Here is a 14,086-nt window from a genome sequence, read left to right on the forward strand (position 1 = left end):
TTTATTTGCTAGTGTTGCTTTCGCTAATTGGGGCACTTGGTGCAACTGGAATGTTAGTTGTGTTTGTCTCAGGTGCTTTTGGTAAAATTTGTTCTGCTTTTTCAGCAAGTGAGTTAGAATTAGCATTATTATACATATAGCTAAGAGCAATTGTATTAGCAATAAGTAAAACACCCATTACAAAAGTAAATTTAGCCAAAAATCCCGCAGGACCTTTTGCTCCAAATAAACTTTCATTACTTCCACTATAAGCTCCAAGTCCTATGCTTGAACTTTTTTGTAATAAAACTGCAATACAAATAATCACAACAATTGCAAATTGCAAAATAATTAAAAGAGTAGTCATGAATTTTCCTTATTGAAAATAAAATGAGTATTTTAACTTAAAAAGTTTGATAAAAACTTGAAAGAGGTAAAGAAAATTTGCGAGAAAAAATCTCGCAAATTTTTATCTGCTATTAAAGCTTCTTAAAATATTAAGAAGAGAGATGAAAAGGTTGATAAAATCAAGATAAAGAGCAACTGCGCCTTCGATTGGTGTTTCATAGTTTCCTCTAATGATGTTTTGAGTATCATAAAGGATGTAAAAAGAAAATAAAATTGCACCAATACTAGAAATAGCTAAACTCACAAGTGAGCTTTGGAAAAATAGATTAATTAAAGAAGCCACTACGATAACGATTAAAGCTATAAAAAGCATTTTTCCCATCATAGTAAAATCTCTTTTTGTATTCATAGCAAATACACTTAAAGCACCAAAAGCTACTGTTGTTAAAGCAAAAGCTTGAGCGATGATGCTAGCCCCTGCAGGAAGTGCTAAAACTGAATATAAAAGTGGTGTTAAAGTAAGCCCTGAAACAAAAGTAAAGGCAAAAAGTAAAATTAAATTAAGCGGAGCTTCTCTTTTTTTCCATTGTAATGCAAACAATAAACCAATTTCAACAATAAATAAAATCCAAAAAGTTGCTTGAGATTGTGCAAATAAATGCGCTAGGGCAAAAATTCCTATGTAAGCGCCCGCTGTTGCAGCTAATAATGAAGCAGCAAAAAGCTGATAAGTTTGTTTTATAAAAATGCTTAAATCACTTCTAGCATAACCTTCAAATTCTTGAGTTTTAGAGTTAGAATAATCTCTATCATAAAGACTCATTAAAATCCTCCAATAATTTTTAAAACCAAAATTTACAAAAAAAAGATAAATGAAAGATTAAAACTACATAAAAATATAACAAAAAATAAATTTATTGATTTGGTTTAAGTAAAAATAATTTTAGTATAATGTCTTGTTAAAATACAAAAAAGGACTATTCTTGAAAGACTTGATCGATGGTGCTTTAAAATTTATGCAAGAAGATTTTAAAGAGCATGCAGAGCTTTTTGAAAGTTTAAAAAACAAGCAAAATCCTCATACGCTTTTTATAGGTTGTGCTGATTCAAGAGTGATACCAAACTTAATCACTAATACAGGTCCAGGCGAGCTTTTTGTTGTAAGAAATATAGGCAATATCGTTCCACCTTATAGAGTCGGGGATGATTTTTTAGCAACTACTTCAGCTATTGAATATGCTTTTAATTCTTTACATATAAAAAATATTATAGTTTGCGGTCATAGTAATTGCGGAGGCTGCGCGGCTTTATATGCAAACGAAAATGATTTAAAAAATATGCCTAATGTCAAAAAATGGCTTACTTTGCTTGAGCCTATAAAAAATAAGGTTTTAAAGATTGCAGGTAGTGATTTAGCTATGCGTTCTTGGATGACTGAAAAAATGAATTTGGTAAATTCTTTGCAAAATTTATTAACTTATCCAGGCGTTGAAGAAGCTTTAAATAAAAAAGAAATTGAACTCCATGCTTGGTATTACATCATAGAAACGGGTGAAATTTATGAGTATGATTTTAATTTTGAAAATTTTGTTTTAATTCAAGAGAGAGCGAGAAAACCATGAAAAAGATTTTTAGCATTATTTTGCTTTTTTTATTTGTTAATGCTTTATATGCACAAGAAAAAAACGCTTTAGAGGATAAAAATAGTATTTTTGCCCTAGTGCAAAATTACATAGAGCTAAATTTACTTTTAGAAAGTTTTAAAAATAGCGATACAAATAGCAGTGAATTTCAAGATAATATTAAAGAAATAGAAAAACAAAAAGCTGCAATTTTAACTACTTTACCTTTAAAAATGGTATCTCAAAAAATTGATGATAAAGAGGCAAAAGACTTTTTACAAACTAAAAATGCTTTGCAAAAAAGTGTTGAAAATGCTCAAGCTAAGAAAAGATATTATGATTATGTGGATAATAAAATTAAACTTTTAAATTTAACCTCTGCAGAACATTTTTACCTATGCATCTTTGAATTAGAAAAAGTTTTTATCGAAGGAGCACAAAGTCAGACTATAAGAAGCATTATTGATAAAAGTATTGATGTGCTTAAAGAAGATATGGTTTTTAATTTTACCTTAGATAAAGAAAAAATTAATGATATTGCTCAGCTTAGAACCTTAGAAATCAATGAAAATAATTTAAGAAATGCTATAAAATCTTATAATGAAATTTTAGTTTATCTAAGAAACAATGCTAGTTTGCTTGAAACTAATTTTTTATTTACAGGTTTAGGTTTGCAAAATGCGATTAATTATATTAATGAACAAACTTCTATTAGTAGCGTAAATCTTGGAAAAATAGTCATTTCTATCGCTGTAATTGTCTTTTTTTATTCTTTGAAGTTTTATCTAGCAAAGATTTTATATTTTATACTTATACGCTTATTTGGAAAAAATTCAGCTAATATGGAGATAAAAACTCATTTTCTAGAAAAACTTCAAGGGCCGGTAGGTTGGTTTTTATTTACTTATGCTATAGGAATTTGTTTTACTATTTTTTACTATCCTGCGCCTGTTGATATAAGAATTAGCAATATTTTATCTATTGCTTATGTTATTTTAACTGCTTGGCTTGTGATAAATATCTTTGATAGTTATGGCATGGTGATTGTTGCAAAGCTTGCTGAAAAAAGTGGTAAGCGTGAAGTGGTTAATTTAATCATTAAAATTTTATATTTTATCATTATAGTAATAGCTGTTTTATTTGTTTTAGCGCACTTAGGATTTAATATTTCAGCATTAATTGCATCTTTAGGTATTGGTGGTTTGGCGGTGGCATTAGCAGCTAAGGATATTATCGCAAATTTCTTTGCTTCTGTGCTTTTACTTTTTGATAATAGTTTTAATCAAGGCGATTGGGTGGAAATTTCAGGTATAGAAGGAACCATAGTAGAAATTGGACTTAGAAAAACCACCATTAGAACTTTTGATAATTCTTTAGTATTTTTACCAAACTCAACCATCATGGGAACAAATATAAAAAATTGGAGTAAAAGAAAAATAGGACGCCATGTAAAATTATTTATCGGTGTCACTTATGATGCAAGACCTGAGCAACTTGAACAATGTGTAGAAGATATAAGATATTTATTAGCTACTAGTCCTTTGATAGCCCAAGTTGATGATAGCGCGTTAAATCATGGTGGAACACGCGCTAGATACAGACAAAATTTAGTTTCAGTAAATGACTTAGAAGGGTATAAAAATAACACTTATGTGGCTGTGAGTGGTTTTGGTGCAAGTTCTATTGATATAGAAGTATATTTTTATACCAAAGCAGTAGATGCAGGTGGTTTTAGAGAGGCAAGACAAAGTATTCTGCTTGAGTTAATGAAAATTGTTGAAAGAAATAAACTCAGCTTTGCTTTTCCTTCGCAAAGTCTTTATATAGAAAAAATCAATAAAGAAGACAAAGAAGAGCTATTATCTTAATAAGCTCTTCTTTGATTATCGCATTCAACTATAATTTTTTCAGCGATGATAATACTTCCATTTTTACTGCCTTTAATTTTAACAAGGCTTCCTTTTTTTAAATCTTGTACATTAGCTTGTTTTTTATTGCTTCCAAAAATTCCACAACCATAAACATCAATACGTGTTTGAGGTAAAATTGTGATGATTAAATTATTATCAAAACTTGTTTGAATGCTTATTGTGTGAGCTGTGGTATTTTTTAAGATGCCTTGAACTTTATAAGCAAATGCAAAAGTGCTAATGCAAACTAGCATAAGAAAAAAACGCATTAAAATAACTCCTTTTTAGGAGTTATTTTGCTTAATAAGCTCTTTTTTTGCATTCGATTTTGATTTCTTTAGCAGTTATATTTTGAACTTGATTTGGTGTTTGTGGATTTGGTGTTGTTTGAGCATAGCCATGGAAAACTTCAGCTTCTATAAAAGTTCCTACTTTTAAATCTCTAAAAGTGCCGTATTTATCCATACCAAAAATACCACAATCATCCATATCAATTTCAGTATTTGGTAGAATTTTTACATTCATTTTTTGACCGTAAGTGGTGTCAATTAAAATGGTTTTTGCACCATCATTTACATCTACTATCACTCCATAAATTCCATCTGCATAAGCAAGACTTGAAAGACCTAAAACTGTTAATAATGTAGCGATTTTCTTTTTCATTTTTTCTCCTTTATTTTTTATGCAAGAATTATATAATTTTTTGAGTGAAGCAAGAGTGAATTTAGATATAATTTAAAAAATTTACTAAAATGAGGTATTTATGAGAAGGTTTTTACATTGTTTTTTTGCATTTTTGCTTGCAAGTTTATTGTTTGCTTGTTCTAAAAATGAAGATAAAAGCTCTGCTATAAGAGCTTATGGTTTTAATGAAAACACGCAAAGTATTTTTATAGAGTTTAATACTAATATTATTAATCAAGAAATAGGCGTTATAAAAGAAAGAGAAATTATTGTTAATAATCAAAAGACAAAAGTAAAATATGAGTTTGAAACACCCACAAGATTAAATATTTTTACAGCTTTAAAAGCAAATCAAGCATATGATATTTTTATAGATTTAAATGATATTTTAGCAAATGAAAAAGTGCAATTAAAAGTCCAAACTCCTTTTGAAAAACTAGATATTAAAGGATATTTTCAAAATATTTCAAATGATGAGAGTGTATTAATTTTAAATATTCAAAGTTTTTATACTCTTAATAAAGATGAATTGTTAAAAGCTATTAAAATTACTGCACAAGAAAAAGAAATTCAAATAGATAAAATCATCATCCAAGGTGATATAGCAAGTATATATTCTAAAGCACTAAGTATCAAAAATACTAATACTAATGTAAAAGTAGTTTTTGATAAAGAAATTTTAGGTTTAGAGAAAAATATAGATTTAGAGTATATTTTGCTTGCAAAGAGCGAATTTGTTTTTCAAAATGCAAATATAGTTAATAAAAACATAGAATTGCTTTTTTCTCAAAATATTTCACAAGATCAGAATTTAAAAGAATTGATTTTTATTACCCCAGAAGTAGATTTTAAGGCATTAGCTTTTGGAAATAAAATCAAGCTTACAGGTAATTTTTCCCCAAATAAAACTTATGAAATTCAACTTGCTCAAGGGATTAAAAGTGCTGATGGAATTAGTACAAAAGAAAATTATAAAACTCAAGTAAGTTTAAAAGACTATGAGCCTGCTATAAGTTTTACAAATCAAGGAGTGTTTTTATCTAGCAAGGCGAGTAAAAAAATAGCTTTTAAGAGTATGAATATTAAAAAGGTTCGTTTGGAAGTTTATCAAGTATTTTCAAATAACTTAAGTGAATATTTAAGATATAAAAATCTTCAAGGTGCTAAAAATTTAAGCGATTATGATAGTGATATTTTTTCAGAGAGTGATTATACTAGTGAAATAGTGTTAAAAAAAGACTTTGATATAAAAAATACCAAAAATCAATGGCAAGAAAATGAGATAGTGTTAGATGGTTTGAAAGATTTAAGTGGTGTGTTTATAGTCAAGCTTTATTTTAAAGAAGAAGATGTTGATTATGTTTTTGATGAGGGAATGGAGAGTTGGAAAAAATATAGATTTTTTAACCAAAAAGCAAAAGTAAGCAAGAACTTAATTTTTTCAGATATAGCTTTGATTGCTCAAAATTTAAATAAAAAGCTTTTTGTAGATGTGAGAGATTTTACCACGCAAAAGGCTTTAGGTGGGGTTAAGGTTGATGTTATTAGCAAAAGCAATCAAGTTTTAGCTTCTAAAATGAGTGATGATAATGGTTTGGCTGTTTTTGATGGTATTGATGAATCAAAAGCTTTATTTATCATTGCTTCAAAAGATAAACAAGCTTCTATTTTACGTTTAAGTTCGCCTTTATTGTATGATGGTTTTGATGTTGATGGTTTTGATTTAACTTCTCAAAATAAAGTATTTATTTACACAGAAAGAGGGGTTTATAGACCAGGTGATGATATCCATTTAACTATGGTTGCAAGAAATGATAAAGGAGCTGTTAATCATCCAATATTTTTAAGTTTTTTTGACCCACGCAATAAAAAGCTTTTGGATAAAATCAAGCTTGAGCCTTTGAGTAATGGAACTTTTTATAAAAAGATTTCACTTGATCAACAAGCTTTAAGTGGAGTGTATTTAGCTAGGGTTGAATTTGCAAATACGATTTTTGATAAAGAAATTTTAGTACAAAATATAGTGTCAAATCGTATAAAAGTATCTATGCAAGCTCCAAAAAGTATAAAAGAAAATGAAAAATTAGATTTTAATATTAGTTCAAAATATCTTTTTGGAACACCAGCGAGTAATTTACAATATCAAGCTGATTTATTTGTAAGTAAAAAAGAATATAAAAATTTAAAATACCCAGAATACATTTTTTCAAATCCTAGTGTTTTAGTGCAAAAATATCAAGATAATTTAAAAGGTATGTTAGATGAAAATGGCTTTACAAAGCAAGAATTTATTTTAAATGACTTTTTAAAAAATACCCCATATAATTTAGAAGCTAGCATAAGGGCTAGGGTTTTTGAAAAAGGTTCAAGATCGGTTGAAGCACTTGTAAATTCACAAGTAATATTGCATGAGTATTTTGTAGGTATTAAGCGTTTAAAAAATCACTATTTAAGCTCAGGTTCTATTATCAATTTTGAAGCCATTGTGAGTGATTTTGATGAGAATTTGATAGCAAATAGGGAAATTAAATATACTATTTATGCAAATGATTATTCTTGGTGGTGGGATTATGATAATTATGATGATTTTTTAAAATCACTCAAAAAAGATAAAAACACACAAATCATTATTCAAGGAAGTATTTTAAGTAAGGATAAACCGGTTAAAATAGAATTTGATCCAAAAGAATATCATGGTGAAATGTTCATAGAACTTGAAGATACACAAAGTAAAACAAGCACAGGAGAGTTTTTTTATATTAGTAGTTTTGGTGCGCCAAGTAATGCTGATATAGTGAGTTCTTTAAAAATAAAAAGTGATAAAAAAGAATACAAGCCAAATGAAACAGCTTTTATAGAATTTGAAAGTGTTAAGGGCGCAAAAGCCGTTGTTACTTTAAATGATAATGCAAAGGTTTTAAAACGCTTTGTGATAGATACGCATGAAGATATTACAAAGGTTGAAATTCCTATTCTTAAAGAATATATGCCAAATGTTTATGTGAGCGTGATTTTACTTCAAGATTATGATCAATACACTAATGATAGAGCCTTAAGACTTTTTGGTGTGGTGCCTTTAAATGTAGTAGATGAGCAAAGTAAAATTGAACTTGATTTAAAAGTACCGGATAAAATCATGCCAAAACAAGATTTTGAAGTAGAAATTCAAAGTAAAAACAAGCAAAGTTATACTTATACTGTAGCTATTGTAGATGAGGGCTTGCTTGATGTGAATGCTTTTAAAACCCCAGATATTTGGGGGTATTTTTACCAAAAAACACGCTTTAACATGAGTATATATGATACCTATGATAAAATCATTGCTAAAAATATTTCTAATGCTTCTAAGGTATTAACTACGGGCGGTGATGTTTTCTTAGAAAGTAGAGCAAATAAAAGCAAAAATGATGAAAAAGCAAGACGCTTTAAACCTGTTGTATTGTTTCAAGAGCCAGTACAAAGTGATGAAAATGGTTATGCAAAATTAAAATTTAATATGCCATCATACTTAGGTTCGGTTAGAGTTATGGTAGTGGCAAACAACTTAGCAGGTTTTGGTAGTGCTTCTAAAGATATCCAAGTTAGCGCACCTGCTGTAATGCTTGAAACATTGCCAAGGGCTTTAAGGCTTGATGATGAGTTTAAGCTTTTGGTGCAAGTATTTAAAGTAGATGATGATGTAAAAAATGCAAAACTTAAACTAAAAACAAAAAATTCACTCATAAATTTTGAAAACGATGAAATTTTAATTGATTTTGGCAATGAAAAAAGCAAAGATATTTATGTTAATGCAAAAGTAAATTCAAACAAGCTTGGAGTAGAAGAAATAGAGTTAAGTTTAAATGCAAAAGATTACACTTATACTCAAAATACTCAAATTGACATAAAAGCACTAAATACCATTGCTTACGAGGGTAAATCTTTTAAAATTCCTGCAAATACCTCTATGGAGTTTAAAATCACACAAGATCATATTAATCCAGTGGCGTTTTTAAGTGTGAGTTCTAAGCCTATTTTAAATATAAATCACAGATTAAAATACTTGCAAAATTATCCTTATGGATGTATAGAACAAAGCACTTCAGCAGTTTTACCACAACTTTTTTTACAAAAACTTGATCAAGGAGCAAATGAACAAAAAAATATTAACAATATCAATGCATTGTTAAGTAAATACGCAAATTTTCAAACTGCCAATGGTGGTTTTGCTTATTGGCAAGGACTTAAAGATTCTGATGCTTGGGGAAGTAATTATGCGGGTATGTTTATGATTTTGGCTAAAGAAAGAGGTTATTATGTGAGCGAGGGTATGTTTAAAGCATGGCTTGATTATCAAAAACGCTATGTTTTAAAAGCTCAAACAAATAAAGAAATTAGAATAAATTCTTTATATCTTTTAGCCTTAGCAAAAGAGCCAAATTTAAGCATAATGAATGCTATTTATGAAGATAGTGCTTATTTGCAAAGCTTAAACAATGTGAGTCTTTGGCAACTTAGTGCAGCTTATAAATTAGCAGGTTTTGATGAGGTAGCTTTGAATATAGCTAAAAATTTAAGCATAAAGCCTGATGAAAAAGCTAATTATACTCACACCTATGGATCTTTTCTAAGAGATGAAGCTATTATTGCAAATGCGTATAAAATAATCTATAGTAAAGATAATGATGAATTATTAGATGATATTAAAAAAACTTTAGAAGGCCAAGCTTGGCTTAGCACTCAAAGCACAGGTTATGCTTTATATGCTTTGGCAAATAGCTTTAGTGATGAAAGTTCTAAAACCATTAATGCAAGTGTAAAAATTAATGGTGAGAGTAAAAAGCTCAATGCAAGTTTTTCTAAATTTGAGTTTAATCAAGGTGGTGCTTTGATAGAAGCTAAAGAAGATACTTATGTGCATTTTGGAGTAGAGGGTATTAAAAAAGGTATTGCTGAACCTTTTGCACAGCGTATGTATATAGAAAGAAGTTTTTATGATGAAAATGGAAATGAAATAGATGAAAGCACTATAAAAAGTTCTCAAATTTTTTATATGAAATTAAAAATATCAAATAAAAATTATCCAGGTACTTCTAATATAGCTTTAACTCAAATTTTACCAAGTGGATGGGAGATAGTACATGATCTTTTAGATGATGAAGCTCCTGATTTTGTAAAAAATTCTTATTATGATTTTGTCGATATAAGAGATGATAAAATCATGTATTTCTTTCCTTTATATTCTGATGAATCAAGAGAATTTTTTGTGAAATTAAGTGCTGTTACTCCAGGTGTTTATACTTTGAGTGGAGCTTATGCTGAAGCAATGTATGATAATGCTTATAAAGCTTTAAGTGAGAGTAAAAGAGTCAAAGTAGTGCAGTGAAGATCAAAATAAGCCTTGCAATATGCTTTTTAAGCCTATGTTTTTACATAGGCTTAGTTTATTTTAGTTTTGATAGCAAGGATTTATTTAAAGGCACTTATAGCAAGGTTTTGCTTGATAAAAACAAAGAAATTCTTAGTGTATTTTTAGATTCTAACGAACAATGGCATTTAGAGAGTGAGTTTATACCGCAAAAATTAAAAAGTGCAGTTCTTTTATATGAAGATAAAAATTTTTATTTTCATTATGGAGTAGATTTTTTAGCGCTTATAAGAGCTTTTAAAAATAATCTTTTTTCAAGTAAAAGAAGTGGTGCAAGTACAATTTCTATGCAAACAATCAAACTTCTAGAGCAAAATAAACGCACATATTTTAATAAATTTAACGAAATCATCAAAGCTTTTGCTTTAGAAAGTGCTTATGAAAAAGATGAAATTCTAAAGCTTTATTTAAACAATGCCCCTTATGGAGGAAATTTAGTAGGTGTTGCAAGTGCGGGTTTGTTTTATTTTGAAAAAGATTTAAAAGATCTTACTTGGAGTGAAGCAGCCTTGCTTGCTGTGCTTCCTAATAATCCAGGTTTGATTAATCTTGAAAAAAACAAAGATAAGCTTTTAAAAAAACGCAATGCCTTGCTTGATAGGCTTTTTGAAAAGGGATATTTTTCTAAAGATATCTTAACTCTTGCAAAGGCTGAAAAACTTCCTAGTTTTAAAGCAAGAAAAAACTTAGCTCCGCATTTAGCACGTAGGCTTTTAGCGGATAAAGAAAAAATCATTTCTAGTATAGATAAAAAAATTCAAATCAAATTTGAAGAAAAAGCTAAGGAATATTCTTATAAATTAGAGCAAAAGGGTATAAAAAATTTAGCTATATTATTAGCAGATACCAAAACAAATAAAGTTTTAGCTTATGTAGGTTCTAATGATTTTTATGATTTTTCAAGTTTTGGTCAAGTTGATGGAGTTATTGCAAAGCGTAGTGTGGGTTCAACCTTAAAACCTTTACTTTTTGCTTTTGCTATAGATGAGGGGTTTATAGTGCCTGAATCTTTAATGCTTGATGTGCCTACATTTTTTTCTAATTTTGTTCCACAAAATGCAAATAAAAAATATCATGGTTTTATTAGTGCAAAAGAATCTTTGCAAAAATCACTTAATATCCCTTTTGTAAGCTTGCTTGCAGAATATGGGTATGAGAAGTTTTTTTATAAACTCAAATATATTTTAGATTTTGAAGATGAAAATTTTAAAAAATATGGACTTTCTTTGATTTTGGGCACAAAAGAATTTAGTTTAGAAGATATGGTAAAAATTTATCTAGGGCTTGGAAATTATGGAAACTTTAAAGAGCTTTTGTATGAAGAAAATACATTTACTAAAGAAAATAAAAAATTTATTAGTGATGGAGCAAGCTTTTTAACCTTACAAACCTTAAAGGATTTAGATAGAGTAGGTTTAAGACAATATGATTTTAATACTATCATCTCTTGGAAAACAGGCACAAGTTATGGTAGAAAAGATGCCTGGGCTATAGGAACTTCTCCAAAATACACTTTAGGAGTATGGGTTGGAAATTTTAATGGCGAAGCAAATGCAAATTTATATGGTGTGAGTATAGCAGGAGAACTATTTTTTGAGCTTTTATCTTTACTTGATGGGGTTAATTTAGAATTTGAAAAGCCTAGTGATTTAGTTACTATAAAGATAGAAAATCAAACAGGATATAGATATGATTATAAATTTGATTTTAAAGAGGTATTTTACCCACAAAGTGCAAATGTTTTAAGGACTTCGCCATTTTTAAAAGAAGTTTTTATGTATAAAAACAAAGAAGTTGATTCTTTAGATCAAAATTTCATCCATGCAAAGAAAAAGATTATATTAAATTTACCTTCTAAAGCACAAGCATTTTTTGCAAAAGAAAGGCAAAATTTGCAAAATTATAATCAAAATTTAAAAATTATTTATCCAATAAATAATCTCAATATCATTTTGCCAAAAGACTTAAAGAGTAAGCAAAAATTGTTAATTAAACTCATAAATCCTAAGAAAGAAAAACTTTTTTGGTATTTAAATCAAGAGTTAATTTTCGAAGGCAAGGAAGAATCTTTGGCTTTAAATTTAAAAAAAGGCAAGTATACTCTTAGTATTATTAGTGAAAATGGACAAATCGATTTTATAACTTTTAATATATTTTAAATATAAATAGCAAATTTCATTAGTTAAAAATCCGTTGCCCCCACGTCATATATATTTTATAGATATTTTAGCAAAAAAACATACTTGTTTAAAATTATTTATAAAATAAAAATAAAAATATAATAATTTTTATTTTTATTTAATGATAAGTTTTTATAATTATAAAAATATTTTACTTTGCTTAAGGAGTACTTAATGTGGAAGCAATTAAAACTTAGTACAAAAGTTATCGCTATTGTAGTGTCAACTGTTGTTTTAATTTTGGCTAGTTTGTCTTTATTGATTATACAAAAATCTACAAACACTTTAACTCAGCAGATTGACAAAACGCTTGTTACTTCAGTTTTTCGCTATACAAATTCTGCTGAAGCTGCTATAAAATCATTTTTTATTTCTGCTATTGGAACACAAAAAATCTTCAACACCTTACTTGAAGAGGGTCCTATATCAGAAAAAAGAATAGAAAATATTCTTGGTGAAACTATAGATGCTAGTTCTACTATTGCTTATGGGTATTATTATTTAAAAGATGGGTCAACTTATAAAAATATGGGTTTAGATAATAAATACTTTACAAGTAAGAATGAATTTATGGTATTAATGAAAGACTCAGATATATTGAACCCTGGCGGTATGAAAACTATACAAGCAAGTGAAGATTTATCATCTTTAAGGGGTATTAAACATATTATGGGTGGCGATAAATTGTATTTTGGAGAACCAAGATGGTTTAATATTAATGGCGAAAAAATATTTGGTTCAAATATAGCCACACCACTTGTAGACAAACACGGAAAAGTTTTAGGTGTGCTTGGTATGATATTTGATATGAAAGTATTAGCTAATGATTTTAATGATCCTTCTAGATCTGTTTTTGAAGGAGATAGAAGAATATTATTATCTAACGGAGGGATTATAGCTACACATCCAAATGCAGATTTTGTTACAAGAAAAATAACCGATGTAAATAAAAATGCCACCAATGTTGTTGAATCTATAAAGAAAGTGCAGGTTGTAAGTATTGATTATATTGCGGATGATGGTTCGAAATATCATGGAGCAATAAGAGTTTTTGAAGTATGGCCTAATACAGGAATTTTATGGTCTATGCTTGCTGTTGCACCGCAAAAGGTTATTGATGCTTCTATTGCTGAATTAAGAAATGTTATACTAATAAGTGGTTTAGTTGCTATAGTTATTATAATATTAGTTCTTGGAATTAGTATGAAAACTATAATAACAAATAGAATTGCAAGATTACAAGAACACATGATGAAATTCTTTAAATATTTAAATCATGAAATTTCAACAGTTGAAGTTTTAAAACCTAGATATAATGATGAAATTGGTAAAATGGCTGGTGTGATTAATGATAATGTTCAGTATATTCATACTTGTTTAGAAAAAGATGATATCACTGTACAAAATATCTTAGAAGTTTCTTGTGAAATAGAAAAAGGATATTTCACTCAAAGGATAGAAGCAAATCCTGTAAATCCAAAACTTGTAGAATTAAAAGAAGTATTAAACAAAATGCTTGATGATATGCAAGAAAAAATCGGTAAAGATTTAAATGAAATAGAAAGAGTATTTGCAAGTTTTCAAAATCTTGATTTTTCAGATAAACTTGAAAATGCAGAAGGTGAGATAGAAAAATCACTTAATGCAGTAGGTGCAGAGATTAGAAAAATGCTTCAGGCTTCATTAAAACAAGGTGAAATGCTTCAAACTAAGGCTGATTCTTTAAAAGAGAGTGTTTTAAAACTTAATGATGGTGCGCAAAAACAAGCCGATTCTTTACAAGAAAGTGCAGCTGCAGTTGAAGAAATGAGTGCTTCTATGAATGCAGTAGCAGCAAGAACTGAAGAGGTTATTAAACAAAGTAGTGATATTAAAGATGTAACCGATGTTATTAGAGATATTGCTGATCAAATTAACCTACTTGCATTAAATGCAGCTATTGAAGCAGCACGTGCA

General features: G+C 28.5%; 9 protein-coding genes and 1 pseudogene. 6 read left to right on the plus strand and 4 right to left on the minus strand.

The window, feature by feature from the left end:
- Nucleotide 1: 1 nt before the first annotated feature.
- Both secG and CAMP5082_RS06755 read right to left on the minus strand, forming a co-directional pair.
- The gene (gene secG / locus CAMP5082_RS06750) at nucleotides 2-346 is read right to left on the minus strand and encodes a preprotein translocase subunit SecG (protein WP_012662194.1); all 345 of its coding nucleotides are present in this window, start codon (nucleotides 344-346) and stop codon (nucleotides 2-4) included.
- 102 nt (nucleotides 347-448) lie between these two features.
- The gene (locus CAMP5082_RS06755) at nucleotides 449-1,150 is read right to left on the minus strand and encodes a Bax inhibitor-1/YccA family protein (RefSeq protein WP_337206287.1); all 702 of its coding nucleotides are present in this window, start codon (nucleotides 1,148-1,150) and stop codon (nucleotides 449-451) included.
- 160 nt (nucleotides 1,151-1,310) lie between these two features.
- Here CAMP5082_RS06755 and CAMP5082_RS06760 point away from each other — a divergent pair, with 160 nt between their 5' ends.
- Entirely contained in the window at nucleotides 1,311-1,949 is a 639-nt protein-coding gene (locus CAMP5082_RS06760) for a carbonic anhydrase (RefSeq protein WP_263664047.1), read from the plus strand.
- Nucleotides 1,946-3,817, plus strand: a complete 1,872-nt coding sequence (locus CAMP5082_RS06765) for a mechanosensitive ion channel family protein (RefSeq protein ID WP_337206288.1) — start codon at nucleotides 1,946-1,948, stop codon at nucleotides 3,815-3,817. Before CAMP5082_RS06760 ends, CAMP5082_RS06765 begins: the two co-directional genes overlap by 4 nt.
- On the opposite strand, the gene CAMP5082_RS06770 is transcribed toward CAMP5082_RS06765, so the two are convergent.
- On the minus strand, nucleotides 3,814-4,128 hold the full coding sequence (locus CAMP5082_RS06770) for a hypothetical protein (protein WP_337206289.1): 315 nt from the start codon (nucleotides 4,126-4,128) through the stop codon (nucleotides 3,814-3,816). The two genes, CAMP5082_RS06765 and CAMP5082_RS06770, sit on opposite strands and share 4 nt — an antisense overlap.
- A 31-nt stretch (nucleotides 4,129-4,159) precedes the next feature.
- Entirely contained in the window at nucleotides 4,160-4,522 is a 363-nt protein-coding gene (locus CAMP5082_RS06775) for a hypothetical protein (RefSeq protein WP_263664050.1), read from the minus strand.
- A 100-nt stretch (nucleotides 4,523-4,622) separates the two neighbouring features.
- Between CAMP5082_RS06775 and CAMP5082_RS06780 the strand changes: the two genes are divergently transcribed.
- The 4 genes and pseudogenes from CAMP5082_RS06780 to CAMP5082_RS08475 form a co-directional block, all read left to right on the plus strand.
- Entirely contained in the window at nucleotides 4,623-9,908 is a 5,286-nt protein-coding gene (locus CAMP5082_RS06780) for an MG2 domain-containing protein (protein ID WP_337206290.1), read from the plus strand.
- Nucleotides 9,905-12,109, plus strand: a complete 2,205-nt coding sequence (gene pbpC / locus CAMP5082_RS06785) for a penicillin-binding protein 1C (RefSeq protein ID WP_337206291.1) — start codon at nucleotides 9,905-9,907, stop codon at nucleotides 12,107-12,109. The genes CAMP5082_RS06780 and pbpC overlap by 4 nt, the downstream gene beginning before the upstream one ends.
- 195 nt (nucleotides 12,110-12,304) lie before the next feature.
- Nucleotides 12,305-12,940, plus strand: a pseudogene (locus CAMP5082_RS08470) (PDC sensor domain-containing protein); the annotation flags it as partial.
- A gap of 996 nt (nucleotides 12,941-13,936) precedes the next feature.
- Nucleotides 13,937-14,086: methyl-accepting chemotaxis protein (locus CAMP5082_RS08475; protein WP_442863328.1), on the plus strand; the 150-nt coding region annotated here is incomplete at its 3' end.

This window comes from Campylobacter sp. LMG 17559, from assembly GCF_024723605.1.
Lineage (GTDB): Bacteria > Campylobacterota > Campylobacteria > Campylobacterales > Campylobacteraceae > Campylobacter_D.

Excerpts from the sequence above, each read along its gene's own strand:
- secG (WP_012662194.1), bottom strand. The coding sequence starts at position 346 with ATGACTACTCTTTTAATTATTTTGCAATTTGCAATTGTTGTGATTATT.
- CAMP5082_RS06775 (WP_263664050.1), bottom strand. The coding sequence starts at position 4,522 with ATGAAAAAGAAAATCGCTACATTATTAACAGTTTTAGGTCTTTCAAGT.
- CAMP5082_RS06780 (WP_337206290.1), top strand. The coding sequence starts at position 4,623 with ATGAGAAGGTTTTTACATTGTTTTTTTGCATTTTTGCTTGCAAGTTTA.
- CAMP5082_RS06765 (WP_337206288.1), top strand. The coding sequence starts at position 1,946 with ATGAAAAAGATTTTTAGCATTATTTTGCTTTTTTTATTTGTTAATGCT.
- CAMP5082_RS06770 (WP_337206289.1), bottom strand. The coding sequence starts at position 4,128 with ATGCGTTTTTTTCTTATGCTAGTTTGCATTAGCACTTTTGCATTTGCT.
- CAMP5082_RS06755 (WP_337206287.1), bottom strand. The coding sequence starts at position 1,150 with ATGAGTCTTTATGATAGAGATTATTCTAACTCTAAAACTCAAGAATTT.